The organism is Pseudomonas sp. P1_C12 (assembly GCF_056406435.1).
On sequence record NZ_JBFUAE010000015.1, the window covers coordinates 60,434 to 86,821 of the forward strand.

Sequence of the window (26,388 nt, forward strand, 5' to 3'; positions counted from 1 at the left end):
CTCATGGCAAGCGGTTGCGCAGAGCGGCAACCACGTTGAAGGTTTGATCGCTCACCCGGTGATTCGGATCGAAGAGGGTCAGGCTCAGGCGAACGCTACGAATCAGCGCGGGGTCCGGCGGGTTGCTACTGTAGCGCGAGGCAGCCAGATCAGTGGCTGTACTGGCCAGGCCGAAGCTCACGTCGAAAGCGCTGACGTTGTCCACCAATACCTGGTCTGCTGCGGCCCCGCCTTTCATCAGCAGTTGGTTGTTGCTGAAGCTGTAAATCAGCCGCCGGATCGGAAAGGCCAGTTGCCCTGCCACTGGCGTCCGACCTTCACTGTAGGCCGTCGAATTGGTTCGACAATCGGAAAGCACGGTCCAGTCCGGCTTGCCGCCATTGCCGCCGACATCCGCCGTAACCAGCGTCAACTTGCGGCCGCCGTTGTCCCAACGGATCGGTGCTAGCTGACTGGCATGGAAATCACCTTTCTCACTTGAATCGGTGATCGTTTCCAGACAACCGAACATCCCGACCATGCGGACTTCCTGAATCATTTTGCTCAACACGAAACGTGCGTCCTCCTGCATGTTCGCGGCAGCGTTCTGGCTGAGATAAGTGTTCTTGGCTGCGATAAAAACCTGTACCACGCCCAGCACCACAACCAGGCTCAAAGCCATGGCGATCAGCAGCTCGACCAGGCCAAACCCCTTGCTGCGGCGACTCACGGGGTCACCACCGGATCAATGGCCGTGCGACTGGTCAGGACGAAGCTGCGCCGCGAGTCGGCGGCCTTCGCAGCCCGTGAGTCGTCCCAGGTTATCGTGATGGTGTACACCTTCTGATTGACGGTGACACTGCCCGTCGCGGAGGCACCGAGTGAACTGACAATGCTGGCGTTGAAATCAAACAGGTCCTGATCCCGGGTAACGTCCGGATTGCCCGAAGCCGGCGGCGCAATCGTGTAATCCGCAGCGGCGTTGGCGCGAATGCGGTCCGTCAGGTCGTAGGCGATAAAACTGGCCTGACTGGTCATGCGCGCGCTGTCCGTGTATTTCAACGCATTGAGCTGAAACGCCGCTGCCCCCAGCAACCCCACTCCCAGAATGACTAACGCCACCAGGACTTCGATCAGCGTCATGCCCTCTTGCGTGCGCTTGCTCCCTGCTTTCATCCGCAATTTCCACCCAATAGAATTCGTCCGTTCAAACACACCGTCAGCGTCCTGCCTTGTGCTCCCCGCCCATAGCTGATCACCACCTCTGAGGACGGTGATGACAATCCGCCCATACTGTTGAAATCGATGAAAGTCAGGCCTGAGGTTAGCGCCAGAGTTGCGCTGCTGCTCATCGCCGGAACAACCCGCAATACATTGGCCAAAGCGCCTGTACCGTCGTAAACCGCCAGCTCCCCGCTCCAGGCATCCCCACCGGCCGTCGGGCGCACCCGTGTGGTGTTGCCCCGATCGATGGCTTCGAGCCGGGCAAAATTCAGGGCTCGTCGCAGGTCAGCGATTTCAGTATCAGCCCTGGTTGTTTGCGTCGAGCGGGTAAACGCCGGAACAGCCAGAGTCAGCAAAATCAGAAGGATCGCGAGCGCGACCAGCAACTCGATCAGCGTGAAACCTTTTGTAGGATGATCCATCGGGGCCTTCTGTTTCCTTCAGCTATACCTGCCCTTACGCGGCACAACATTCGAGCGATGCGGTGCGTTTGCGTTGGCATTTCTCGCGCAGGGATTGCGCGAGCCACAGCACGCCACGGAGGGATATGTCATGCGGCAACAAGGCTTCAGCCTGATCGAACTGCTCATGGGACTGACAATTACGGGAATTGTTCTGCATTTGGTCAGCCCGACATACGGAGCACTCATCGAGTCGAACCAAAGAGAGCAAGCGGCACAGGCTCTTTCCAGCGGTATTCGCACCGCCCGGACTGAAGCCATCGTCCGCAACCAGGCCGTGGTGATTCACGGCATCAATGGCGACTGGAGCCAAGGCTGGCGGATGATTCTGGATATCAGCGGCAAGGGGGAAATGGACAGCGACAATCCACTGCTGGCCGAACGCCAGAGCGGCGCACGAGTGTCGATTGTGGGGAACGGTACGGTCGAAAGCTCAATACGCTTCAGAGGTCAGGGCGAGCCACTGTTTGGAGGGACATTGCACATTTGCGCCGTTCGCGACCCGGTGAGCCAACATCAAGTGGTGTTGGCACGGACCGGTCGCGTCAGCCTGCGCAACGACAAGGCTGAGCAGGCGTTATGCAAAGAAAGGAATAAATTCAGAGCAACGAGCGAACGCGCAGTTCTTTAGGCATCGAGAACGTGATGTTCTCCTCGCGACCGGCCAGTTCATCGGCACCGGTAGCCCCCCAGGCCTGCAACTGCTGGATCACGCCGCGCACCAGGACTTCCGGGGCAGAGGCGCCAGCGGTGATGCCGATATGCTCGACACCGTCGAACCAGCTCTTTTGCAGGTCTTCGGCACCGTCGATCAGGTAGGCCGGAGTGGACATGCGTTCCGCCAATTCGCGCAAGCGATTGGAGTTGGAGCTGTTCGGGCTGCCGACCACCAGCACCACGTCGCACTCGTCGGCCAGTTGCTTGACCGCGTCCTGACGGTTTTGCGTGGCATAGCAAATGTCGTCCTTGCGCGGCCCACCGATGGCCGGGAAGCGCGAACGCAGAGCGTCGATAACGCGGCTGGTATCGTCCATCGACAAGGTTGTCTGGGTCACGAAGGCGAGCGTTTCAGGGTTGTTCACCTGCAACGCCGCGACATCTTTCTCGTCTTCGACCAGGTAGATCGCGCCACCACTGCTGGCATCGTACTGGCCCATGGTGCCTTCGACTTCCGGGTGACCGGCGTGGCCGATGAGAATGCACTCTCGGCCGTCACGGCTGTAGCGCGCCACCTCAATGTGGACTTTGGTCACCAGCGGGCACGTGGCGTCGAACACTTTCAGCCCACGGCCAGCCGCTTCGCTGCGCACAGCCTGGGAAACGCCGTGGGCACTGAAGATCACAATGACGTCGTCCGGCACCTGGTCCAGCTCTTCGACGAAGATCGCACCACGGGAGCGCAGGTCTTCGACGACAAACTTGTTGTGAACCACTTCATGGCGCACGTAGATCGGTGGCCCGAAGACTTCCAGGGCGCGGTTGACGATTTCGATCGCCCGGTCCACACCGGCGCAGAAGCCACGGGGATTGGCGAGTTTGATTTGCATGCTGTGCCTCGTGTCTTGCCCTGTAGGAGCGAGCTTGCTCGCGAAATCCTAAAGGACACCGCGTTAATTCAGAAGAACGCGTATTCGTTAACGATCATCGCGAGCAAGCTCGCTCCTACTGAAAAGCAGTTACAGCGCTTTGACGGAAATGATTTCCACGTCAAAGGTCAGCGTCTTGCCAGCCAGCGGGTGGTTGAAGTCGATGGTCACTTGCGCATCATCGAACTCTTTCACCACGCCTGGCAACTCAGTATTGGCCGCATCGTTGAAGATCACCAGCAAGCCAGGCGACAGTTCCATGTCCTGGAACTGCGAGCGCGGGATGATCTGCACGTTTTGCGGGTTCGGCTGGCCGAAAGCGTTTTCCGGCTCGATGCTCAGCGTACGCTTGTCACCGGCCTTGAAACCGAACAGGGCCGCTTCGAAACCTGGCAACAGGTTGCCGTCACCGACCTTGAAGGTCGCCGGGGCCTTGTCGAAGGTGCTGTCCACGGTGTCGCCGTTCTCCAGGCGCAATGCGAAATGCAAGGTGACTTCCGTGTTCTGGCCGATGCGTTGCTCAGCCAATACCTGTTCAGTCATGAACGGTTTCTCCGGTCTTTTTACTTTTGAACATATCCAGTGCCAGCATGACAGCACCAACCGTGATTGCACTGTCGGCAAAGTTGAACGCCGGGAAATACCAGCGGTTCTGCCAATGCACCAGAATGAAATCGATCACATGGCCCAGGGCAATGCGGTCATACAGATTGCCCAGTGCGCCGCCGAGTACCAGTGCCAGCGCAACCGCCAGCCAGGTCTCGTTGCGCCCCAGACGCTTGAGCCACACCACCAGCACCGCACTGACCACGACAGCGATCAACGCGAACAGCCAGCGCTGCCAGCCGGAGCTGTCAGCCAGAAAGCTGAACGCCGCACCGGTGTTATAAGCCAGGGTCCAGCTGAAGTAATCGGGGATCACCACGATTTGCTGGTACATCTTCAGCGAGCCTTCGAAGTAGAACTTGCTGGCCTGGTCGATGACCAGGACCAGCAAACTCAACCAGAGCCAGCTCAGCCGTCCGAAACGGCCAACGGCATTAGGCATAGTGACGGACCTCGCCAGCGCCGCTGATGTTATCCACGCAACGGCCGCAGATTTCCGGATGCTCCGGGTTCACACCGACGTCTTCACGGCAGTGCCAACAACGGGCGCACTTGGCGAAGGCCGACTTGACGATCTTCAGCTTCAGGCCGCTGACTTCGGTGACCACGGCATCGGCCGGTGCCTGCACCAATGGCGCGACACTGGCGGTCGAAGTGATCAGCACGAAGCGCAGTTCGTTGCTCAGCTTGGCCAGGTCGGCGGTCAGCGCGTCTTCGGCGAACAGCGTCACTTCGGCTTGCAGGTTGCCACCGACAGCCTTGGCCGCGCGCTGGATTTCCATTTCTTTGTTGACCGCGACCTTGACCGCCATGATCCGGTCCCAGTAAGCGCGATCCAGCTCGAAGCCTTGCGGCAATTCGGTCAGGCCTTCGTACCAGGTGTTGAGCATGACGGACTCGTTACGCTCGCCCGGCAGGTACTGCCACAGTTCGTCGGCGGTGAACGCCAGGATCGGCGCGATCCAGCGCACCAACGCCTCGCAGATGTGGAACAGCGCGGTCTGGCACGAACGACGGGCCTTGCTGTCGGCGCCAGTGGTGTACTGACGGTCCTTGATGATGTCGAGGTAGAAGCCGCCCAGTTCCTGCACGCAGAAGTTGTGGATCTTCGAGTACACGTTCCAGAAGCGGTATTCGCCGTAGTGCTCTTGCAGCTCGCGTTGCAGCAGCAGGGTACGGTCTACGGCCCAACGGTCCAGAGCTAACATTTCTTCGGCTGGCAGCAGGTCGGTGGCCGGGTTGAAGCCGGTCAGGTTCGAAAGCAGGAAACGCGCGGTGTTACGGATACGCCGGTAGGCGTCCGCACTGCGTTGCAGGATCTGCTCGGAAACCGCCATTTCGCCCGAATAGTCGGTCGAAGCAACCCACAGACGCATGATGTCGGCGCCCAGGGTGTCGTTGACTTTCTGTGGCGCGATCACGTTGCCCAAAGACTTGGACATCTTGCGGCCGGACTCGTCGACAGTGAAGCCGTGAGTCAGCAGTTCGCGATACGGTGCGTGGTTGTCGATGGCGCAACCGGTCAGCAGCGACGAGTGGAACCAGCCACGGTGTTGGTCCGAGCCTTCCAGGTACAGGTCGGCGCGTGGGCCGGTTTCGTGGCCCATCGGGTGCGAACCGCGCAGGACGTGCCAGTGCGTGGTACCCGAGTCGAACCAGACGTCCAGGGTGTCGCTGATCTTGTCGTATTGCGGCGCTTCATCGCCCAGCAGCTCCGCGGCGTCCAGCTTGAACCAGGCTTCGATGCCTTCTACTTCAACGCGCTTGGCAACGATTTCCATCAGCTCGACGGTACGTGGGTGCAGCTCACCGCTTTCCTTGTTCAGGAAGAACGGGATCGGCACGCCCCAATTGCGCTGACGGGAAATGCACCAGTCCGGACGATTGGCGATCATCGAGTGCAGGCGCGCCTGGCCCCAGGCCGGAACGAACTGGGTCTCTTCGATGGCTTTGAGCGAGCGCTGGCGCAGGGTGTCGCCGGTGGTCGGCTGCTTGTCCATGCCGATGAACCACTGCGCGGTGGCGCGGTAGATCAGCGGGGTCTTGTGGCGCCAGCAGTGCATGTAGCTGTGTTCAATGATAGTGGTGTGCAGCAGCGCACCGACTTCGGTCAGCTTGTCAACGATGGCCGGGTTGGCCTTCCAGATGAACTGGCCACCGAAGAACTCCAGCGACGGTACGTAAACGCCGTTGCTTTGTACCGGGTTGAGGATGTCGTCGTTGACCATGCCGTACTTCTTGCAGGTCACGAAGTCGTCTACGCCGTAGGCCGGAGCGGAGTGAACCACACCGGTGCCGGCGCCCAGTTCAACGTAGTCGGCCAGGTAAACCGGCGACAGACGGTCGTAGAACGGGTGACGGAAGTTGATCAGTTCCAGCGCCGAACCGGAGGCAGTAGCGATTACCGAACCTTCCAGCGAGTAGCGCGCCAGGCACGACTCGACCAGCTCTTCGGCCAACACCAGCAGTTTGTCGCCGGCATCGACCAGGGCGTAGTTGAATTCCGGGTGGACGTTCAGCGCCTGGTTGGCCGGGATGGTCCACGGGGTGGTGGTCCAGATCACGATCGAGGCAGGCTTGGCCAGCGATGGCAGACCGAAGGCGGCAGCCAGTTTGGCTTCATCGGCAATCGGGAAGGCCACGTCGATGGTCGAGGACTTCTTGTTCTCGTACTCGACTTCCGCCTCGGCCAGGGCCGAACCGCAGTCGAAGCACCAGTTAACAGGCTTCAAGCCCTTGAACACGAAACCGCCCTTGACGATTTCGGCCAGGGCACGGATTTCCCCGGCCTCGTTCTTGAAGTCCATGGTCTTGTACGGGTTGGCGAAGTCGCCCAGCACACCCAGACGGATGAACTCGGACTTCTGCCCTTCGATCTGCTCGGTGGCGTAGGCCCGGCACAGCTCGCGGGTCTTGTCTGCACCCAGGTTCTTGCCGTGGGTCACTTCGACTTTGTGCTCGATCGGCAGGCCATGACAATCCCAACCCGGGACATAAGGCGCGTCGAAGCCCGACAGGGTCTTCGAACGAATGATCATGTCCTTGAGAATCTTGTTCAGCGCATGACCGATGTGAATCGAGCCGTTGGCGTACGGAGGGCCGTCGTGCAATACGAACTTCGGACGATCCTTGCCAATCTCGCGCAACTTTCCGTACAGGCCAATGCTGTCCCAGCGCTGCAGAATCTGCGGTTCGCGCTGAGGCAGGCCGGCCTTCATTGGGAAGGCGGTGTCCGGAAGGTTTAGCGTGGCTTTATAGTCGGTCATTTAAGGCTCTTCATTAGCGATGGGCGCTAGGTGCGGCTAGTGCACGGGCGGCGGCGACATCCGCGTTGATCGCCGTTTTCAACGCCTCCAGAGAGGCGAAACGCTGCTCTTCACGCAGCTTGTGGTGGAAAACCACCGTTAAACGCCGGTCATACAGATCGCCGGCAAAATCTAAAAGATGTATTTCGAGGTGGGCCTTGCCATCACCTTGAACCGTGGGCCGCACGCCGATATTGGCGACGCCGGGCCAGGTCTTGCCGTCGATGTCGACGTTGACCAGGTAAACCCCGGAAAGCGGAACGCGACGGCGCTTGAGTTGTATGTTGGCCGTGGGCGTACCCAACTGGCGAGCCAGTTTCTGGCCGTGCAGCACCCGCCCGGTAATCTGGAACGGCCGACCGAGCAGTCGCTCGGCCAAGGCAAAATCAGCTGCAGCCAGGGCATTGCGGACCTGAGTGCTGCTGACGCGAATACCGTCCAGCTCAACGGTTTGCGCCGCCTCGACGGTAAAGCCCTGAACGATGCCGGCTTGTTGCAGGAAATCGAAATCCCCTACGCGGTCGCAGCCGAACCGGAAGTCGTCACCGACTTCAAGGTGCTGTACGCCAAGGCCGTCCACCAGGATGGTATCAACGAATTCGCTGGCGCTGAGCTTGCTCAGCCGCTGGTTGAAGGCCAGGCACAGGACGCGGTCGACACCTTCGTCGGCCAGCAGCTGCAGTTTGTCCCGCAGCCGGGCCAGACGGGCCGGGGCCGTGTCCGGGGCGAAAAATTCTCGCGGCTGCGGCTCGAAAATCACAACGCAGCTGGGCACGCCCAACTCGAGCGCACGTTCACGCAGCCGCGCCAGGATAGCCTGGTGACCACGGTGAACACCGTCAAAGTTGCCAATAGTGGCGACACAGCCCCGATGCTGGGGGCGCAGATTGTGGAGGCCTCGAACCAGCTGCATAACGCGCTTCTTGCTCATAAAGTGGTCGATTATAACCACACCCGGCGGCCGACGACAGGCAACACCGTAACCCAAAGTGATCGAGCCGACAAAACTGTCGGCTCGCCCGTGTTTATCGAAGCCAGAACCTCTATTCCAGCGTCTTGCGATTGAAGTCGCGCAAACGGAAACCCATCAACACTAACATGCCGAAATAAGCCACTACACCCGCCGCCACCAACGCCCCCAGACGCAAGAAGCGCTCGAGCATATGTCCCTGATCCCAGGCTGGCATAAAGTGCATCACACCCAACAATACCGCGGACATCACCGCCACCGCGACCAGCAGTTTGAACGCGAACTTCGCCCAGCCCGGCTGCGGCTGGTACATCTGCTGTTTGCGCAGTTGATAGAACAGCAAACCGGCATTGAGGCAGGCGCCAGCACTGATCGCCAAGGCCAGGCCCGCGTGAGCCAGCGGCCCGATCAGCATCAAGTTGAACAACTGGGTGACCACCAGGGTGAAAATCGCAATTTTTACCGGTGTGCGGATGTTTTGTTGCGCATAAAAGCCGGGGGCCAGCACTTTGATCACGATAATCCCGAGCAAACCGACCGAATAAGCGATCAGGGCACGCTGGGTCATCGATGCATCAAACGCATTGAACTGGCCGTACTGGAACAAGGAAACCGTCAACGGCTCCGCCAGAATCCCCAATGCCAGCGAGCAAGGCAGCACCAATACGAAGCACAGGCGCAGACCCCAGTCGAGAATGCGCGAATACTCGTGACGATCCTTGTTGGCGTAGGTCTTGGCCAGGGTCGGCAGCAGAATCGTCCCCAGCGCGACGCCCAACACGCCGGACGGTAGCTCCATCAAACGGTCGGCGTAGTACATCCACGACACGGAACCGGCAACCAGGAACGAAGCGAAGATGGTGTTGATGATCAGCGAAATCTGGCTAACCGAGACACCGAGGATTGCTGGCAGCATTTGCTTCATTACGCGCCAGACGCCGGTGTCGCGCAGGTTCAGGCGTGGCAGCACCAGCATGCCGATCTTTTTCAGGTGCGGCAGTTGATAGAGCAACTGCGCCAGGCCACCCGTCAGAACCGCCCAGCCGAGCGCCATTACGGGCGGATCGAAATACGGCGTCAAAAACACCGAAAAGATGATCATGCTGACGTTCAGCAGGGTCGGCACGAAGGCTGGCACCGAAAAGCGATTCCAGGTATTGAGGATCGCGCCAGCCAACGACGACAGGGAAATCAGCAGGATGTAGGGAAAGGTCACCCGCAGCAGACTGGAGGTCAGCTCGAATTTTTCCGGCGTGTTGGTGAAACCCGGCGCGGTCACCCAGATGACCCACGGCGCGGCAATCATGCCCAACACGGTAACCAGCGCCAGCACCAGCGTCAGCAGGCCCGAGACGTAGGCAATGAAGGTTCGGGTCGCTTCCTCGCCCTTCTGGCTTTTGTATTCGGCAAGAATCGGCACGAACGCCTGGGAAAACGCCCCTTCGGCAAAGATCCGCCGCAGCAGATTGGGCAGTTTGAAGGCGATAAAGAAGGCGTCGGTCGCCATTCCCGCGCCAAATGCGCGCGCGATGAGGGTGTCCCGAACAAATCCCAGAACCCGGGAAAGCATCGTGATAGAGCTGACGGCGGCCAACGATTTGAGCAGATTCATGGAAAGAGTTTGTGCCTGTCGATAAACAGCAGGCGAACTACGCGCCTACTTATGCGATACTCCGCGCCGCAACAGCACAGAGCCAAAGCTCGCGAGTTTACAGGTCGCACGCTGGAAAGAAATCTCCAAGCTTGCTTCACCTACCACTTAGCGGAACGTCTCAACCGCCCTTGACAAGAACTCAACTCATCGGCATGATTCGCGGCCTATTTTGTTTGCTATTTCCTAAAAAGTCTTTCGAGGAGCTCGACGGTGGCCAACTCACCTTCCGCCAAAAAACGTGCAAAACAGGCTGAGAAGCGTCGCAGCCACAACGCCAGCCTGCGTTCCATGGTTCGTACCTACATCAAGAATGTAGTTAAGGCCATCGACGCAAAAGACGCTGCCAAAGCTCAAGCCGCTTACGTTCTGGCTGTGCCAGTTATCGACCGTATGGCCGATAAAGGCATCATCCACAAGAACAAGGCCGCTCGTCATAAGAGCCGCCTGAATGGCCACGTCAAGGCCCTGAACGTTGCCGCTGCCGCCTAAGCGACTCGTTCATTAAAAAACCGACCTCAGGGTCGGTTTTTTATTGCCTGCGATTTGTAGGAGCGAGCTCGCTCCTACATTGGCGATTTGCGTCAGATTATTGGGCGTGGGCCCACGGCAAAATCGGAATCGCCGTCACCGCATTCTGCGGACTGCCCTCGATCAAGCGATCGCTGTAGACCAGATACACCAGCGTATTGCGCTTCTTGTCGAGAAAGCGCACCACCTGCATGGTCTTGAACACCAGGGACGTGCGCTCCTTGAACACCTCGTCGCCATCCTTGAGTTCGCCCTTGAAGCTGATTGGCCCAACCTGACGACAGGCGATAGATGCCTCGGCACGATCCTCGGCCAACCCCAGACCACCCTTCACGCCGCCAGTCTTGGCCCGCGACAGGTAGCAGGTCACACCATCGACCTTGGGGTCATCAAAGGCCTCGACCACGATCCGGTCATTCGGCCCGACAAACTTGAACACCGTCGACACCTGACCGATCTCTTCGGCCGAAGCCAGCAGGGGCATCGCCAACAGCAACCCCAACAATCCTTTTGCCACGCGCATTCAGGTATTCCTTCAGACCAGAATCAGGTTATCGCGGTGAACCAGTTCCGGCTCCGCCATGTAACCCAACAGACCGACAATCGCCTCAGACGACTGACCAATGATTTTTTGTGCTTCCAGCGCACTGTAGTTGGCCAGGCCACGAGCGATCTCGCGACCGTCCGGCGCCACGCAGACCACCATCTCACCGCGACGGAAGCTGCCCTGCACCAATTTGACCCCAACCGGCAGCAAGCTCTTGTTGCCCTGGGACAACGCAATCACCGCACCCGCATCCAGCACCAGGGTGCCACGGGTTTGCAGGTGACCGGCCAGCCACTGCTTGCGTGCCGCCAGCATGCCGCGCTCCGGCGAGAGCAAAGTGCCGATGCGCTCGCCCGCCTTGAGGCGATCCAGCACGCGCTCGATGCGCCCACCAACGATGATGGTGTGAGCACCGGAACGGGCCGCCAGACGCGCAGCACGCAATTTGGTCTGCATGCCACCACGCCCCAGCGCACCACCGGTGCCGCCCGCCACCGCGTCGAGCGCCGGATCATCGGCACGCGCCTCGTAAATCAGCTGGGCATCCGGATTGTTGCGCGGATCAGCGTCGAACATGCCGTCGCGATCCGTCAGAATCACCAGCAAATCCGCCTCGACCAGGTTCGCCACCAGCGCTGCCAGGGTGTCGTTGTCGCCAAAACGAATTTCGTCGGTGACCACAGTGTCGTTCTCGTTGATCACCGGAATGACTTTCAGCTCGACCAGTGCACGCAAGGTACTGCGAGCATTCAGGTAGCGCTTGCGGTCGGACAGGTCGTCATGGGTCAGGAGAATCTGCGCGGTATGCCGGCCATGCTCGGCAAAGCTCGATTCCCAGGCCTGCACCAACCCCATCTGACCGATTGCAGCAGCGGCCTGGAGCTCGTGCATCGCACTGGGTCGCGAGGTCCAGCCCAGACGGCTCATACCGGCCGCCACCGCCCCGGAGGACACCAGCACCAGCTCGACACCCGCCTCATGCAAGGCCACCATCTGCTCAACCCAGACACCCATTGCCGCGCGATCCAGGCCTTTGCCGTCCGCCGTCAGCAAAGCGCTGCCGATCTTCACGACCCAACGCTGCGCACCTGTCACCTTGCTCCGCATCATCTTCAACCTTAGCTTGAGGACAGCGCGACCTAGCACTGCCCGTGACGTTATTCGTGGTTATTCGTGACCAACAATCGATTTCCAGATACCAAAACGCCGCTCAATTGAGCGGCGCTTAAGTTTATCGCAACGAATCAGTCACGCACGTAAATGATTTCCGGACCGTCTTCGTCATCCACATCTTCTTCGTCCCAATCATCGTCACCGATGTCGTGGACCGACTTCACGCCGCTGCGACGCAGGGCACGCTTGTCATCCAGCGCCTGCAGTTGCGCGCGAGCTTCGTCTTCGATGCGCTGATCGAGATCGGCCAGCTCTTCCTTGTAAGCTGGGTCATTGGCCAGGCGATCAGCACGATCTTCCATGTAACGCATGATGTCGTGGCACAGACGCTCGGTACCGAGCTTGGAGATGGCCGAGATCACGTAGACCGGACCAGTCCATTCCAGGCGATCAACGATTTCCTTGACGCGAGCATCGTGCTCCTCATCAAGGATCTGGTCGCACTTGTTCAGGACCAGCCAGCGATCACGCTCCGCCAGGGACGGGCTGAACTTGATCAGCTCGTTGACGATCACTTCAGCGGCATCCGGTGCGCTGGCGTCATCCAGCGGCGCCATGTCCACGAGGTGCAGCAGCAGGCGCGTACGCGCCAAGTGCTTGAGGAAGCGAATACCCAGACCAGCACCTTCGGAAGCGCCTTCGATCAAACCCGGAATATCGGCAATGACGAAGCTCTTCCAGCGATCGACGCTGACCACACCCAGGTTCGGCACCAGCGTGGTGAACGGGTAGTCGGCAACTTTCGGCTTGGCAGCCGAAACCGAACGGATAAAAGTACTTTTACCGGCGTTCGGCAAGCCCAGCAGACCTACGTCAGCCAGTACCTTCATTTCCAGCTTCAGGTCGCGCTGCTCACCCGGCTTGCCCGGAGTAGTCTGGCGCGGCGCACGGTTGGTACTGGATTTGAAACGGGTGTTGCCCAGACCGTGCCAGCCGCCCTGCACTACCATCAATTTCTGACCAGCCTTGGTCAGGTCACCGATGACCTCCTGAGTCGCGGAGTCGATCACCGTGGTGCCGACCGGAACGCGCAGGATCAGGTCTTCACCCTTCTTGCCGGTGCAGTCGGTGCTGCCGCCGTTGGAACCACGCTCGGCATCGAAGTGCCGGGTGTAACGGTAGTCCACCAGGGTGTTGAGGTTTTCGTCGGCCATCATGTAGATGGAACCGCCGTCACCGCCATCACCGCCGTTCGGACCACCGTTCTCGATAAATTTTTCCCGACGGAAACTCATGGCGCCATTGCCGCCGTCACCAGCCTTTACGCGAATCGATACTTCATCAACAAACTTCATAACAAACGCCTCTCGCCATACGGACGAGCCGAAAAACAATCAAGACATAAGACTCTTGCAAAAATGAGCGCAGCGACCCCAAACCACGACACCTACATCGTACGCCAACAGCCCATACAAACAGCTTTGCAAGAGACTCACCCCACAAACGAAAAAGCCCCGTCGCGAGACAGGGCTTTTCCAGCGATCGCGCAATTAAGCCGCGACTACGCTCACGTAACGACGACCGAAGGCGCCTTTTACTTCGAACTTGATCACGCCTTCGACTTTAGCGAAGAGGGTGTGATCCTTACCCATGCCAACGCCGTAGCCAGCGTGGAATTGGGTGCCGCGCTGACGCACGATGATGTTGCCTGCTTTGATAGCCTGGCCGCCATACATCTTCACGCCAAGGCGTTTGGCTTCTGAGTCGCGACCGTTACGGGTACTACCACCAGCTTTTTTGTGTGCCATGAGTTCAATTCTCCTAGTGAGGAATTAGGCTGAAATTAAGCCTGAATACCGGTGATTTTGATCTCGGTGTACCACTGGCGGTGGCCCATACGCTTCATGTGGTGCTTACGACGACGGAACTTGATGATGCGGACTTTATCGTGACGACCTTGGGAGATCACTTCAGCCACAACGGTAGCACCAGCAACAACTGGAGCGCCGATATTCACGTCGTCACCGTTGGCAACCAACAGAACGCGATCAAAGGTAACGGATTCGCCGGTAGCGATTTCCAGTTTTTCGATCTTCAGGTATTCACCTGGGGCGACTTTGTACTGCTTGCCGCCAGTAACGATTACTGCATAAGACATGGTATTTCTCCGATAATCCTGCTCACCCAGCTCTTTATAAGAAGAGGTATTGGCTGGCATGGCTGCATGGGGCTGGAGGCCCGCTTGCAATTGCGTAAGGCAGGTGCTGCCCAGGAAGTTCAGGGTGCGCGATTGTACGCAAGCCACGAGCGCCTTGCAAGGGGCCGTCCATCGCGCCTTGACAGGCCCGGACGCGGGTCCTAGCATGCCGCGCAACCCTTCTGGAGCGACTGTCGCTGATGCAACCCCAAGCTTTCTACCGCGCGGTGGCGGACGATTTTAGCGCCGTCGACGGCATCATCAAGAAGCAGCTGACTTCGCGCGTGCCGCTGGTCTCGAAAATCGGCGATTACATTACCTCGGCCGGCGGTAAACGCCTGCGTCCTTTATTGGTGCTGCTGTGTGGCAAGGCCCTGGGTCGCGAAGGCGATGACCTGCGCCTGCTGGCCGCGACCATCGAGTTTCTGCACACCGCCACCCTGCTGCATGACGATGTGGTCGACATGTCCGGCATGCGCCGTGGCCGCTCGACCGCCAACGCCATGTGGGGCAACGCGCCAAGCGTGCTGGTGGGTGATTTCCTGTATTCGCGCTCGTTCGAAATGATGGTCGAGCTGGGCTCGATGCCAGTGATGAAGATCCTGTCGCAGGCCACGCGCATCATCGCTGAAGGCGAAGTGTTGCAGCTATCGAAGGTTCGTGACGCCAGCACCACCGAAGAAACCTACATGGAAGTCATCCGCGGCAAGACCGCGATGCTCTTCGAAGCCTCGACCCACAGTGCTGCCGCCCTGTGCGAAGCCACGCCGAAACAGGCCGAAGCCCTGCGTACATTCGGGGATCACCTGGGGGTGGCCTTCCAACTGGTCGACGACCTGCTGGACTACAAAGGCGACGCCGAAACCCTGGGCAAGAACGTCGGTGACGATCTGGCCGAAGGCAAGCCGACCCTGCCGCTGATCTACACCATGCGTGAAGGCACACCGGAGCAGGCCGCCCTGGTGCGCAAGGCGATCCAGAAAGGCGGAATCGAAGATCTGGAAAGCATCCGCGAAGCCGTGGAAGCCTCGGGCTCGCTGGAGTACACCGCGCAACTGGCCCGCGATTATGTGGCCCGTGCGATCAAGTGCCTCGAAACGCTGCCGCCGAGCGAGTTTCGCGATGCCTTGGTCGAGTTGAGCGAGTTCGCGGTAGCCCGCACGCATTGATACGCCCTCTGTAGGAGCTGGCTTGTCGGGTCGCCGCATCGCAGCGAAGGCGGTGTTTCAGACACACCGCGTCGCCTGGTTCGCCGGCAAGCCGGCTCCTACAGGAAAGCGGCACCGCAGCGTTCGCCGGCAAGCATCCCGCCCCTCTCCCGCTTAAAACCCTATACAATGTGCGCTTTTTAGCGATCCTGAATCCAAGGAGCCTTAGTGAGCACGTTGCCACCCTGCCCAAAATGCAATTCCGAATACACCTATGAAGACGGCGCGCAGCTGATCTGCCCCGAGTGCGCCCACGAATGGTCCGCCAGCGGTGAAACCGAAGCGGTGTCCGATGACGCGGTGAAAAAGGATTCGGTCGGCAACGTCCTGCAGGACGGCGACACCATCACCGTGATCAAGGACCTCAAGGTCAAGGGTACGTCTTTGGTGGTCAAGGTCGGCACCAAGGTCAAGAACATCCGCCTGTGCGATGGCGATCACGACATCGATTGCAAGATCGACGGCATCGGACCGATGAAACTCAAGTCCGAGTTCGTCAGGAAAGTCTGAACCTGCTGTCTTCCATCCCGCGCCCGGCCGCGGGATGGCGCCTCACCCTCCCCCGCTTGGCCCAGTCAATCCTCGCAATAGCCAGACGCCAGTCGTTTTTGACCTGACGCAATCCTTACCTGGAAAAAAGCGCAAACCGCCAATAGGCTCTTGCTATTTAGTGAATAAGAATTATTCTCATAAAACCTTCAATGGAGATGAGAACCATGACTTATCTGATCGATGCCTGGCTGGACCGCCCACACCCTTACCTCAGAATCCTGCATCGGGAAACCGGGGAAGTCTGTGCGGTGCTTGAAGAAGAAGCCTTGAACGAACTGCAAGACCAGGGTGATCTTGACCTCAATGGCCTGAGCTCCAGCGAGCCGGTGGTGCTCAAGGAACTGGTGCGTAATCTGTTTCTGTTCTGCTATGCCCGGGCGTTGCGCCCGACGACGGATCTCAATGGCAAGTTTCATCCATGAGAGACACTGCAAAACACTGTAGGAGCGAGCCTGCTCGCGAAAAACTCAAAGACACCGCGTTCATTCAGAATGGCCACGTTATCGTTGACGCCCATCGCGAGCAGGCTCGCTCCTACAGGTAATCAGCGGGTATTACAGAACGTCGAGCAGTTCGACGTCGAACACCAGTACGCTGTGCGGCGGGATGCTGCCAACGCCTTGAGCGCCGTATGCCAGTTCGCTCGGCACGTACAGGCGCCATTTGCTGCCGGCGTTCATCAGTTGCAGGGCTTCGGTCCAGCCGGCGATCACGCCGCCAACCGGAAATTCTGCAGGCTCGCCGCGCTCGTAGGAGCTGTCGAACACAGTGCCATCAATCAGGGTGCCGTGGTAGTGAGTACGCACAGAGTCTTCACGGGATGGCTTGACGCCTTCGCCAGCGGTCAGCACTTCGAACTGCAGACCGGAAGCCAGAGTGGTGATGCCGTCACGCTTGGCGTTTTCAGCCAGGAAAGCCAGGCCTTCGCCAGCAGCCGCTTCAGCCTTGGCTGCAGCTTCGGCCTGCATGATTTCGCGGATGACTTTGAAGCTGGCGGACATTTCTTCCTGACCCACACGGCTTGGCTTGCCGGCGAATGCGTCGGTCAGGCCAGCCAGGATCGCGTCCAGGCTGACGCCCGGTGGCGGGTTGTCGCGCAGTTGGTCGCCCAACTGACGGCCAATACCGTAGCTGACGCGGGTTTCGTCGGTGGACAGATTTACTTCGGACATGACACTGCTCCGCTGTGCGGACGGCTCGGGAACTTGCCATGCGTGCACAGCGCGTCCCGGAGCGCCCGGAACCAAAAGGGCCAGCAGACTAGCACAGATGTCATGCCATTGATGAGGGACCTCAGGCGATCGGCACCTTCAGGTTTTCTTCCACGTCAGCAACCAGCCCGCACATTTCGTCATGCACGACCGTGTGCACAAGGTTGAAGTGCAACTTGGGAAAGGAGCGCAGCACATCACGGGCATGCTCCACCGAACGCAGGCTCATCATCTGGCCGTGCGTATCGCTCAGGGGGTACGCCGCGCCATGCATCCGTGCTTCCAGCAGGTAAATGCCCCCCTCCATGGAGATCAGGTTCAGCTCATCGACCTTTCCGGCGATGGCATACGCATTCAACTCATTCAGGGTCATGAACGCACCTCACGCAGTGGCGAGCCAACATACTTACAGGGATAGGCCTCGGCGCATCAAAGCACAAGCCACAAACGACGCCGCCCGTCTGTTTTGCAACAGACGGGCGGCGTGTTTCATGGGGCCAGCAATGGATCAGTGCTTGGTGACTTTATCCAGGTAACCCATGGCGAATGCCGATACCACGAAGGTCATGTGGATGATCACGTACCACTGCAAATGCTCGGGATCGACGTTCTTGGCATCCATGAAGATGCGCAGCAGGTGAATGGACGAGATCGCCACGATCGACGCCGCCACCTTCATTTTCAGCGACGAAGAGTCCATGGTACCCAGCCAGTTGAGCTTTTCCTTGGAGTCGTCGATGTCCAGCTGCGAGACGAAGTTCTCGTAGCCGGAAATCATCACCATCACCAGCAAACCGCCCACCAGCGCCATGTCGATCAGCGACAGCAGCACCAGGATCAAGTCCGATTCGGCCATCGAAAACACGTTCGGGATGACGTGAAAGACTTCCTGGAAGAATTTCAGCGCCAGCGCCAGCAACCCGAGGGACAGGCCGAAATAGATCGGCGCCAGCAGCCAGCGCGAGGCGTACATTGTATTTTCGATAAAGCGTTCCATTGAATCTCACATGTGGGCTGAAAATGGCCGCGAGTATACCAGCCGCCCGTCTATACCCAGAAGCAGCCAGAAACCGTCGAAAAATCCGCCACCTGCGCCTGTGTATCAAAATTTTTCTGCTAGTGTCCAAATCATTGACCGCTCAGTGATATCGGACAGGAAGACTGGAAATGGATGTGCGATTGCCTTTGACGAGTGCCGGAATTTGCATGGCGCTGCTTCTAAGCGGCTGCTCACCCAGCGATGAAAAACGCCAGGTCAGCCTCGAAGAAAAAACCGCGCAATTCGAAAAGTCGCTGGACGCCATCCAGGATCCGAAGCTCAAGGATGCCGTGTCGGAGCTGGGCGGCTCACTGCTGCTGCTCGAGCGCGCGCAACTCAAGCTCGAGAGTAAACAGGTGGAAACCGAATACGGCGAAGACGCCCTCGCCATGCTCAAGCACTACCCGACCCCGCAGGCCCTGGTCGACGCCTACATCAACGGGTTGTTCGTGCTGCAAAAAGACTCCAGTTCCGACTATCTGACCGATCTGCAACCGGTGTTTCCCTTCACTTTCAGCGTTCCTGCCGCGTTTTTGTTTCCCCATGGCCTGGAATGGCAGTCGGTCACACTAAGCAATAAACGAGTGATCCCATTCCAGCCGGAATGGTCAGAAACCGACCCCGGCATTCAACTCAGCCCATCGAGTTCCAACCTGACCACCCCCGATGACCTGACTGTGGCCTACCCCTTCATCGAAGGCCTCGACATCGACAGAAAGCAGCAACCGCAACCGGTGAGCCTGCAGGGCAAAGTCGAGGTCATCGCGCCACGCCGCCTCTACAGCTTCGACCTGACGAAAAAGGACATAGGCCAGACCCGCACCAATGACAACCTGAGCGTCACCCTGCTCACACTGACGAACAACTACGCGGAAATCGAATACAACAACAGCGCGCCGCTAGCCCCCGAAGTCAGAGAAACACCGCTGAACCCACTGATCGTCCAGGCCACGGACAGCACCGGGCAATTCCTCTCGCGCGCCGGCTCAATCAACGAAACCGCGGTACAAATTGCGTTCTATCAGCAGCAGCTGGCCAAGATGCAGCAGCAAAAAAACTGGAGCGAGGCCCTGGAAAAACAGCTCGACGAAGAACAGCGCAACTTTGAGAAACAGCAGACTCGACATTATTCGAAGGTGTACTTCAACGGGACGATCGAAACCCTCGAAGTCAGCATGCTGGATTTTTCCGCCGTCACGGTCACCCGCAAGAGCCTCGACCTGCCGGTCCGGCACTTCGATGCCGAGACCACGGACAAGACCATCCAGCCCTTGAACCTGCCCGTGGTGGTCTATGACGACCAGGCGCCCGGTTGGCTCAAAGGGGCAACGCTGAGCGAGGATCAACTGAAAAAGAACGTCAGCATCAGTCAGTCGGTCGATGACCCCAGTGCTGCGCGAATCGAACTCACTCATCTGCGCAGCTTCAACGATGAACTGCTCGGCACATCGTTCAACCCCGGTGAAAGTCCGGTGAGTTTCTTTACCGAAGACGCGAGTGGCAAACGCGACGAGCCGATCGAGTTGCCGCCCGAGGCGTACCAGATCGATCCCCTGCGCGGCACCATTACCTACGATCTGAATCTGTTTCCGCAAACGCCGGCCTATGCGGTGGGGTCGATGCCGCTGTTCCTGGCCACCGTCGAGCAAAAAACCGTCGACGCCCGCCAACTGCCCAAAGGCCTCGAACTTAAAGCCAATGCTCTGGTGGTTGATTTGAAGCAGTTTCCCGCCCAGGACTGGCGCTTTTTCGCCAAGGACGACACCGGCAATTACTTGAAGGAGATTCTATCGGTCAGCCATGGCGCGAGCGCACAAGGGCCGGCGCAGTTTGCCGTGCATTACTTCTACGGACAGCCTACGCGCCTGGAAACCTATCAGCGCACTGACCTCGCCACCGTGCAGTATGGTTTCGAGGTCAAACTCGACAAGGCCGACATGACGCGCCTTGATCAATAGTGCGAATCAGTACTCGGGGTGAAACTCGAAGCCGCCCATGTTTCGGCAGCGACCACCGTTGATTTCCCGCAGTTGGGCTTGCAGGTGCAAGCACCAGATTTGCGGATCGTTGGCCAACTCGTAGCCGTGCAAGGTCAGGCTTTCAACGATGGTGTCGAGGATTGATTCAGCGACGAACGGACCGTGAAACGGGCCTTGGGCCTTGATGGCCGAAGGTTGTTCACCGGCCATTCCGGCGGCGAACAGCAGAGTCCACATGCCCGTATCTCCCGCCAACGGACGGATGGCACACTCGATACGGGTCTCAAGGCCCAGGCATTGACGGGTAAGGCAGAGGTTGCGCGACATGGCGGCGACCCTCGGTAGATCCGGTATTCAGCCCCCATGTGAAGGCTGTTTCGATCCTGTGATTACTGTCGACATCCCTGAGCTGAGAATAGAAGAAAAGTCTGGCTTGCAGGCAGTGCGATACCGAAAGGCGCCGAATGGTCACCGCGTGAATGTTGACGTCATTTCGATGACGCTTTTCGACATTCACCACAAAAAACCGTGGGAGCGAGCCTGCTCGCGATGGCGGACCTTCAGTCAACATAGGGGTTGAATGTCAGTCCTTCATCGCGAGCAGGCTCGCTCCCACAGTACCGAGGTGAGCCAGACTCAAACAGGTATCAAGCCGGTTTGGTTTCCGCCAAAGCCTCTTGCGCCAACTCCTTCTCGGCCTCTTTCAGATCATCTTCACTGATCATTTCCGCGATAACCCGCAGGCGCTCCACGACCCGTGCGTTCACGCTGCCTTCAGGGAATTCGCCATTCTCGTCCGGCTCGCCGGCTGGCTCGCCAACCAGCAAACTCAAGGCTTCGTCGGCCTGACGGACCGCGTAGACATGGAATTGCCCCGCACGTACCGCCGCCAGCACCTTCTCGTCGAGCATCAGCGTGGCGACGTTGGCGTGAGGAATGATTGCCCCCTGCTCGCCGGTCAACCCGCGGGCCTCGCACAGACGGAAGAAGCCCTCGATCTTCTCGTTGACTCCGCCGACCGCCTGCACTTCGCCGAACTGGTTGATCGAACCGGTGATGGCAAAGCACTGCTTGAGCGGGGTTTTCGACAAGGCCGAGATCAGGGTGCAGGCCTCGCCCAGGGAAGCACTGTCGCCATCGACATAACCGTAGGATTGCTCCAGGGCGATACTCGCGGAAATCGCCAGCGGAAACTCCTGGGCGTAACGACTGCCCAGATAACCGGTAAGGATCATCACGCCTTTGGAGTGGATCGGCTGGCCGAGGTTGACCTCGCGCTCGATGTCGACAATGCCGCTGCCGCCCGGGTACACCGTGGCGGAAATCCGCGCCGGTATACCAAAGGCCGAATCGCCGACTTCCAGCACGGTCAGGCCGTTGCACTTGCCGACTGCCGCGCCCGCGGTGTCGATCAGGATGATCCCGGCCAGCATGTCGTCGAGAATCCGCGCCGAAACCCGCCCGGTCCGCGTGGCCTTGGCTTTGAGTGCCCGTTCAATGTGCCCGGCATCGGTCATTTCATCACCGGCCAGATGGCGGATGAAGTCCGCCTCGCTGACCAGTTGGAACAAGTCACCGATACGCGCCGACAAGCGCCCCTGGTGCTCGGCCAGACGCGCACTGTAGGTTGCCAGGCGGGCCACCGCATCGGCGGTCAGCGGTGCCATGCCTTCTTCGGAAGTACGGGTTTTGAGCAACTGGGCGAACTGCTCCAGGCTCTCGTCGACCATCGGGATGTCTTCATCGAAATCCACCAGGACGCGGAACATTTCCTGGAAGTCCGGATCGAGGTCTTGCAGCGTGTAATACAGCTGACGGGCACCAATGATGACGACTTTGACCTGCAACGGAATGTGTTGCGGTGTCAGGGTCACGGTGGCCAGACGGCCCAGCTCACCCAGCGGCGACTCCATTTTCAGCTTGCGCGATTGCAGGGCGCGTTTGAGCGCATCCCACACGAATGGCTCGCTGAGCATCTTGTCCGCTTCAAGGATCAGGAAACCGCCATTGGCCCGGTGCAAAGCACCCGGCCGCAGTTGGCGGTAGGTGGTGTACAGCGCGCCCTGATCGGTGCTGTATTCAATGCGACCGAAGAGGTTTTCATAGGTCGGGTGCGGCTCGAACACCACCGGCGCACCGCCGCTGGCCGAATGACCAACCACCAGGCTCGGCGCGTATTGCTCTTCCAGCAACTTGCGGGCGACGGCATCGGTCTTGCTATCGTCCACCAGTTGCTCGACCACCGTCTTGAGCAAATACACCTGCATGGCTTGCAGATAACCGCACACCGCGGCGTTCTCGGCGTATTTCTCCGACAACGGCGACAGCAACGGCTGCAAGGCCAGGGTGATGGTTTCTTCGTTCAGATGACGCAGTTGGTTGCTCGATTCGCGCTTCCATTGCGGCAGGCTGGCGAGCTCTTCGTTCAGGCGCTCCTCCAGTACCGAAATATCCTCGTGAAAGCGCTCGCGCTCGGCTTCCGGCAGTTGTGCGAATTCAGCTTCGTCCAACGCCTTGCCATCGCCCATTGGGGTGAAGGCGATATTGCTGGCGTCGCGGTAGAGTGCGACGTCCTTTTCCAGGGCCAGACGCTCGATGACGTCCAGGGCCTTGTCGTAGCGCTGGTTGAAGGCGCGGTCGATGGCGCTTTTCTTCTGTTGGTAGGACGGATGCTCGAAGACTGCCGGAAACGTCGCCAGCAGGTTGTCGATCAGACCGTTGATATCTCCAATGAAGTTACCGGCAGTGCCCGACGGCAATTCCAGGGCACGTGGTTCGCGCGGCTCATCGAAATTGTTGACATAGACCCAGTCCGCCGGGGTCTGCAGGCGCTTGCCTTCGGCCTTGAGATAGCGTTTGACGAACGAGAACCGGCCAGTGCCGGGCTCGCCCATGACGAATACGTTGTAACCGGGGCGTGGCATGGCCACACCGAACTGCAAGGCTTCGACCGCACGTTCCTGGCCAAGCACACCGCGAAAGGGCTCCAGATCATTGGTGGTAGAGAAGCTGAACTGTTCAGCGGAAAACGGACGGGTCAGCGCTTCGGGCGCTAGACGCAAGCTGGCAGCAACAGGATCAGGCATCGGGCTTCCTTAACAATCAGGCGGGGCAGATGGCAGCATTCTGGCGCCGCCCATACCCGACTGGCAAGGAGCGCCGCAGGCCTGAGCATCGTCAATCCGCCAACCCCAGGCGGGCCGGGCTTGCGCCACGGTTTCCCATGAATCTTTTGCAAAAAATCACGGAGCCCCGTGATCGTGCCTAAACTCCAGACTGCGCGGCTGGACTAATGACCGGCCCACTTGTCCATTGGTAGGCACATAAAGAGAACAAAGCTATGAAACGGATTCTTCTCGGTACTCTCTTCACCGCCGTATCCATCAACGCCATGGCTCAGGCGCCGGGCGGCCCGGATTGCGGTTGGGGCAACATGCTGTTCGAAGGTCAGCGTGGTACTCCGGCCCACTTCCTGGCATCCACCACCAACGGCACCTCCGGCAACGCAACCTTCGGCATGACCTCCGGTACCAACGGTTGCGCAACCAACGCGTCGCTGACCTATGGCGGTAAATCCTGGTTTGCCATGAATGGCATGATGAACGAGCTGTCCGAAGACATGGCCAAAGGTCAGGGCGAAGCGCTGACCACCTATGCCGTGGTACTGGGCGTGGCGCCGGAAGACCGTGCGCACTTCGCCGCCGTCACTCACGAGCACTTCCAGCAGATCTTCAGCAAGGCTGACGTGACTGCCGAAGACGTGCATACCAATACCCTGGCCGTGCTCAAAGCCGACCCTCGTCTGGCCAAGTACGCGACCCAGGCATAAGCTCCACTCGCCCCCGCTTCTTTCGGGAAGCGGGTTTTGTTTTTTGGACGCGACCACCTTTGGATGTCGCTGACTGTAGGAGCTGGCTTGTCGGGTCGCCGCATCGCAGCGATGGTTTCAAAGGCGCCGTGTTTATCCGGTAGACACGCGTTATCGTTAACGACCTTCGCTGCGATGCGGCGACCCGACAAGCCAGCTCCTACGGGCAAACGGCCTTTGTTTTTTTCGACTTAAGTTGCCATCTATGCTCAAACGCCTTGCCTGGCTGGCGCTGTGTGCCTGCGCCCCGCTGTCCGCCGCGCCTCACATCGACCCACAACGTTTGCAGCAACTGGCCAACGACCCTTTCTGGATATCCCTAGGCCATTACGAAACCGCCAAGCTCGGTGGCTGGCGCAGCTATGTCAGCGACCCGAAATTCTTCCTCGCCGCCGATGGCAATGAACACCCGGACAATGAATTGGCTGCTACCGTACAAGCCTTGTACGCCCCGGCCAGTACCGGTGAACAGCACGCACAATGCGTCTACCCGGCCCGCACCCGCTGGCTCGAAGAGCAGCTCGGCCTGACCGGCCTGCCGACGCCGGCCTGCGCCGAATTCAAGCAATGGTTCAAGGACGTCTCGCCCGACAGTGCGGTGATGATCTTCCCGGCTGCGTACCTGAACAGTCCATCCTCGATGTTTGGCCACACCCTGCTGCGCATCGATCAGGCCGAAGTGAAGAGCGACAAGACTTCGCTGCTCAGTTACGCGATCAACTTCGGCGCCTACATCGAGGGCTCGGACAACAGCATCCTCTATGCCTGGAAAGGCCTGATGGGCGGCTATCCCGGCCTGTTCGCGCTGGTGCCCTACCAGGAAAAACTCTCGGAATACCGCAGCCTGGAAAACCGCGACCTGTGGGAATACCGACTGAACCTGACCCAGCAGGAAACCGCGCGCATGGTCGAGCACGTCTGGGAGCTGAAGCAGATCAAGTTCGACTATTTCTTCTTTGACGAGAACTGCTCGTACCGCTTGCTGGAACTGCTGCAAGTGGCCCGCCCGAGCCTGCGCCTGACCGAGCAGTTCCCACTCACCGCCATCCCGACCGACACCGTCAAAGCCGTGAAAAATGCCGGGCTGGTGGAATCCATCCAGTATCGTCCGTCCCGGGAACGCGAGTTGCTCAGTCGCGCCGAACCGTTGAACCCTGAAGAGCAGCAATGGGTACTGAACGTCAGCGCCGATCAGAACCAATTGCAGGACCCGGCGTTCAAGGCACAACCCCGCGACCGCCAGGCGCTGATCATCGATGCGGCCTATCGTCTGGAACGCTACCGCGCCAATGGCCGGGAGCGCGACCCGGCGCGCGCCCAGCGCAGCTTCGAACTGCTGCGGGCAATCAACCAGAACCCGGCGCCGGAGCTGGATATCCCGCAACCCGGCCTGCCTGAAGACGGTCACGAGTCCCGTACCTGGCAACTCGGCCTCGGTACCCGTGGCGATAAAGCCTTTGGCGAGTACGGCTTGCGCATGGCTTATCACGACCTCAATGACAACAGCGAAAGCTTTCCCCTTGGCGCGCAGATCGAAATCCTGCAATTGAAACTGCGCCAGTACGAAGGCAATGACTGGCAAGTGCAGCGACTGGACCTGGCGACCATTCGTTCCCTGACCCCGCGTAACGAGTTGCTGCAACCGCTGTCATGGCAAGTCACCGGTGGTCTGGAGCGGGTGCCAGGCAAGCATGATGACCAAACCCTGGTCAGCCACGTCAACGGCGGTGGCGGTGGAACCTGGCAATTGGGCGACGATCTGCTCGGTTTTGCCCTGGGCACCGTGCGTATCGAACACAACAACGACTTCGCCGCATTCATCGCGCCGGCCGTTGGTTTCAACAGTGGCGTGCTGTGGAAAAACCCGCTGGGCAACTTGAGCCTGGAAGCCAAGGGTGATTTTTTCACCAATGGCGAAGTGCGTCGTAGCCTGAGCCTGAATCAGCAATGGGAAATATCCCGCAATCTCGGTCTGCGCTTGAGCGCCCAGCGTGAGTTCAGCCATTTGGCGACGGCCGAGAACGAAGTGATGCTTGAGCTGAAGTGGTATCACTACTGACCTGACACGCTACTCCCACAGGGGGAATGGATTTTTCACCGCCCGCGCACACCATCCTCGCGAGCCAGCTTCTAGACTTTCCTTATAGACCCCAGGGGGCCGGGGTTCCGAGATGCGGCGTTGCGTGGTCGTGGACCGCGGCGGATGAGCGCAACAGTCATCAGGAAGAATGGGGCAAGGCCTGACAGCAACAGAAAAATCAGGATGCCGCTCGGGCCTATCACTCGCCGTAAGTCGCTTTCAGACATCCAGTGAAACCAGATGCCTGCGACCATGACCCAAACCCTATACCGGGAGAATTC

General features: G+C 59.2%; 28 protein-coding genes. 9 read left to right on the forward strand and 19 right to left on the reverse strand.

What is annotated here, in order from left to right; all coding sequences use genetic code 11:
• Position 1: 1 nt before the first annotated feature.
• From AC1D19_RS22995 to AC1D19_RS23005, 3 genes are read right to left on the reverse strand one after another with little or no spacing between them, the layout of a single operon-like run.
• Complete coding sequence (locus tag AC1D19_RS22995; protein WP_477753708.1) at positions 2–709, reverse strand: PilW family protein; 708 nt, start codon at positions 707–709, stop codon at positions 2–4.
• Entirely contained in the window at positions 706–1,155 is a 450-nt protein-coding gene (pilV, locus tag AC1D19_RS23000; RefSeq protein WP_477764644.1) for a type IV pilus modification protein PilV, read from the reverse strand. Before pilV ends, AC1D19_RS22995 begins: the two co-directional genes overlap by 4 nt.
• Complete coding sequence (locus tag AC1D19_RS23005; protein WP_477764645.1) at positions 1,152–1,625, reverse strand: GspH/FimT family pseudopilin; 474 nt, start codon at positions 1,623–1,625, stop codon at positions 1,152–1,154. Before AC1D19_RS23005 ends, pilV begins: the two co-directional genes overlap by 4 nt.
• Before the next feature lie 130 nt (positions 1,626–1,755).
• Here AC1D19_RS23005 and AC1D19_RS23010 point away from each other — a divergent pair, with 130 nt between their 5' ends.
• Positions 1,756–2,295, forward strand: coding sequence for a GspH/FimT family pseudopilin (locus tag AC1D19_RS23010; protein ID WP_477764646.1), 540 nt, complete (start codon positions 1,756–1,758; stop codon positions 2,293–2,295).
• Here AC1D19_RS23010 and ispH read toward each other — a convergent pair.
• From ispH to ribF, 5 genes are all read right to left on the reverse strand, one after another.
• Positions 2,264–3,211, reverse strand: coding sequence for a 4-hydroxy-3-methylbut-2-enyl diphosphate reductase (ispH, locus tag AC1D19_RS23015; protein ID WP_477753712.1), 948 nt, complete (start codon positions 3,209–3,211; stop codon positions 2,264–2,266). The genes AC1D19_RS23010 and ispH overlap by 32 nt on opposite strands.
• Before the next feature lie 129 nt (positions 3,212–3,340).
• Positions 3,341–3,778 (reverse strand): FKBP-type peptidyl-prolyl cis-trans isomerase, encoded by a 438-nt coding sequence (gene fkpB, locus AC1D19_RS23020; protein ID WP_172435403.1) that lies wholly within the window; start codon positions 3,776–3,778, stop codon positions 3,341–3,343.
• Between the two features lie 7 nt (positions 3,779–3,785).
• On the reverse strand, positions 3,786–4,298 hold the full coding sequence (gene lspA, locus AC1D19_RS23025; protein WP_477764647.1) for a signal peptidase II: 513 nt from the start codon (positions 4,296–4,298) through the stop codon (positions 3,786–3,788).
• The gene (gene ileS, locus AC1D19_RS23030; protein ID WP_477753714.1) at positions 4,291–7,122 is read right to left on the reverse strand and encodes an isoleucine--tRNA ligase; all 2,832 of its coding nucleotides are present in this window, start codon (positions 7,120–7,122) and stop codon (positions 4,291–4,293) included. Before ileS ends, lspA begins: the two co-directional genes overlap by 8 nt.
• A gap of 13 nt (positions 7,123–7,135) precedes the next feature.
• Complete coding sequence (ribF, locus tag AC1D19_RS23035; RefSeq protein ID WP_477753715.1) at positions 7,136–8,074, reverse strand: bifunctional riboflavin kinase/FAD synthetase; 939 nt, start codon at positions 8,072–8,074, stop codon at positions 7,136–7,138.
• Between ribF and AC1D19_RS23040 the strand changes: the two genes are divergently transcribed.
• Complete coding sequence (locus tag AC1D19_RS23040; protein ID WP_458237013.1) at positions 7,982–8,227, forward strand: hypothetical protein; 246 nt, start codon at positions 7,982–7,984, stop codon at positions 8,225–8,227. The two genes, ribF and AC1D19_RS23040, sit on opposite strands and share 93 nt — an antisense overlap.
• Here the strand turns inward: AC1D19_RS23040 and murJ are convergent.
• Positions 8,205–9,743 (reverse strand): murein biosynthesis integral membrane protein MurJ, encoded by a 1,539-nt coding sequence (gene murJ, locus AC1D19_RS23045; protein WP_477753716.1) that lies wholly within the window; start codon positions 9,741–9,743, stop codon positions 8,205–8,207. The two genes, AC1D19_RS23040 and murJ, sit on opposite strands and share 23 nt — an antisense overlap.
• Positions 9,744–9,995: 252 nt before the next feature.
• On the opposite strand from murJ, the gene rpsT reads away from it, so the two are divergent.
• Positions 9,996–10,274 carry a 30S ribosomal protein S20 gene (gene rpsT / locus AC1D19_RS23050; RefSeq protein ID WP_007970922.1) on the forward strand — a complete coding sequence of 93 codons (279 nt, stop codon included), beginning with the start codon at positions 9,996–9,998 and terminating at the stop codon, positions 10,272–10,274.
• A 97-nt stretch (positions 10,275–10,371) separates the two neighbouring features.
• Here the strand turns inward: rpsT and AC1D19_RS23055 are convergent, their stop codons facing one another.
• The 5 genes from AC1D19_RS23055 to rplU all read right to left on the reverse strand — a co-directional run bounded on the left by AC1D19_RS23055 (position 10,372) and on the right by rplU (position 14,131).
• Positions 10,372–10,836: a CreA family protein gene (locus tag AC1D19_RS23055; protein ID WP_008022496.1), complete on the reverse strand. Its 465-nt coding sequence runs from the start codon at positions 10,834–10,836 to the stop codon at positions 10,372–10,374.
• 12 nt (positions 10,837–10,848) lie between these two features.
• Positions 10,849–11,967: a glutamate 5-kinase gene (gene proB / locus AC1D19_RS23060; RefSeq protein ID WP_150727089.1), complete on the reverse strand. Its 1,119-nt coding sequence runs from the start codon at positions 11,965–11,967 to the stop codon at positions 10,849–10,851.
• A 137-nt stretch (positions 11,968–12,104) separates the two neighbouring features.
• The gene (gene cgtA / locus AC1D19_RS23065) at positions 12,105–13,328 is read right to left on the reverse strand and encodes an Obg family GTPase CgtA (RefSeq protein ID WP_008052064.1); all 1,224 of its coding nucleotides are present in this window, start codon (positions 13,326–13,328) and stop codon (positions 12,105–12,107) included.
• A gap of 195 nt (positions 13,329–13,523) precedes the next feature.
• The gene (gene rpmA, locus AC1D19_RS23070) at positions 13,524–13,781 is read right to left on the reverse strand and encodes a 50S ribosomal protein L27 (RefSeq protein WP_003281574.1); all 258 of its coding nucleotides are present in this window, start codon (positions 13,779–13,781) and stop codon (positions 13,524–13,526) included.
• A gap of 35 nt (positions 13,782–13,816) precedes the next feature.
• On the reverse strand, positions 13,817–14,131 hold the full coding sequence (rplU, locus tag AC1D19_RS23075) for a 50S ribosomal protein L21 (protein ID WP_003176051.1): 315 nt from the start codon (positions 14,129–14,131) through the stop codon (positions 13,817–13,819).
• 239 nt (positions 14,132–14,370) lie between these two features.
• Between rplU and AC1D19_RS23080 the strand changes: the two genes are divergently transcribed.
• The 3 genes from AC1D19_RS23080 to AC1D19_RS23090 all read left to right on the forward strand — a co-directional run bounded on the left by AC1D19_RS23080 (position 14,371) and on the right by AC1D19_RS23090 (position 16,352).
• Positions 14,371–15,339 carry a polyprenyl synthetase family protein gene (locus AC1D19_RS23080; protein ID WP_477764648.1) on the forward strand — a complete coding sequence of 323 codons (969 nt, stop codon included), beginning with the start codon at positions 14,371–14,373 and terminating at the stop codon, positions 15,337–15,339.
• A gap of 207 nt (positions 15,340–15,546) precedes the next feature.
• Positions 15,547–15,888, forward strand: coding sequence for a zinc ribbon domain-containing protein YjdM (locus AC1D19_RS23085; protein WP_095946014.1), 342 nt, complete (start codon positions 15,547–15,549; stop codon positions 15,886–15,888).
• A gap of 206 nt (positions 15,889–16,094) precedes the next feature.
• Positions 16,095–16,352, forward strand: a complete 258-nt coding sequence (locus AC1D19_RS23090) for a PA4570 family protein (protein WP_223528321.1) — start codon at positions 16,095–16,097, stop codon at positions 16,350–16,352.
• Between the two features lie 132 nt (positions 16,353–16,484).
• Here AC1D19_RS23090 and AC1D19_RS23095 read toward each other — a convergent pair whose 3' ends face one another.
• The 3 genes from AC1D19_RS23095 to AC1D19_RS23105 all read right to left on the reverse strand — a co-directional run bounded on the left by AC1D19_RS23095 (position 16,485) and on the right by AC1D19_RS23105 (position 18,138).
• Complete coding sequence (locus tag AC1D19_RS23095) at positions 16,485–17,102, reverse strand: FKBP-type peptidyl-prolyl cis-trans isomerase (protein WP_477764649.1); 618 nt, start codon at positions 17,100–17,102, stop codon at positions 16,485–16,487.
• A gap of 121 nt (positions 17,103–17,223) precedes the next feature.
• On the reverse strand, positions 17,224–17,514 hold the full coding sequence (locus tag AC1D19_RS23100; RefSeq protein WP_477755803.1) for a DUF6482 family protein: 291 nt from the start codon (positions 17,512–17,514) through the stop codon (positions 17,224–17,226).
• 135 nt (positions 17,515–17,649) lie between these two features.
• Entirely contained in the window at positions 17,650–18,138 is a 489-nt protein-coding gene (locus tag AC1D19_RS23105) for a TIGR00645 family protein (RefSeq protein WP_007990463.1), read from the reverse strand.
• A gap of 170 nt (positions 18,139–18,308) precedes the next feature.
• Between AC1D19_RS23105 and AC1D19_RS23110 the strand changes: the two genes are divergently transcribed.
• A complete protein-coding gene (locus AC1D19_RS23110) occupies positions 18,309–20,138 on the forward strand; it encodes a hypothetical protein (RefSeq protein WP_477764650.1) in 1,830 nt (609 codons plus the stop codon).
• Between the two features lie 6 nt (positions 20,139–20,144).
• On the opposite strand, the gene AC1D19_RS23115 is transcribed toward AC1D19_RS23110, so the two are convergent.
• Together AC1D19_RS23115 and AC1D19_RS23120 are read right to left on the reverse strand one after the other, a co-directional pair.
• A complete protein-coding gene (locus tag AC1D19_RS23115) occupies positions 20,145–20,486 on the reverse strand; it encodes a PA4575 family protein (protein ID WP_477755805.1) in 342 nt (113 codons plus the stop codon).
• A 320-nt stretch (positions 20,487–20,806) separates the two neighbouring features.
• Positions 20,807–23,245, reverse strand: a complete 2,439-nt coding sequence (locus AC1D19_RS23120) for a Lon protease family protein (protein ID WP_477755806.1) — start codon at positions 23,243–23,245, stop codon at positions 20,807–20,809.
• Between the two features lie 254 nt (positions 23,246–23,499).
• On the opposite strand from AC1D19_RS23120, the gene AC1D19_RS23125 reads away from it, so the two are divergent.
• Positions 23,500–23,988 carry a DUF3015 domain-containing protein gene (locus AC1D19_RS23125; protein ID WP_007970900.1) on the forward strand — a complete coding sequence of 163 codons (489 nt, stop codon included), beginning with the start codon at positions 23,500–23,502 and terminating at the stop codon, positions 23,986–23,988.
• 244 nt (positions 23,989–24,232) lie between these two features.
• Positions 24,233–26,086, forward strand: a complete 1,854-nt coding sequence (locus AC1D19_RS23130) for an Lnb N-terminal periplasmic domain-containing protein (protein ID WP_477764651.1) — start codon at positions 24,233–24,235, stop codon at positions 26,084–26,086.
• Positions 26,087–26,388: the final 302 nt, after the last annotated feature.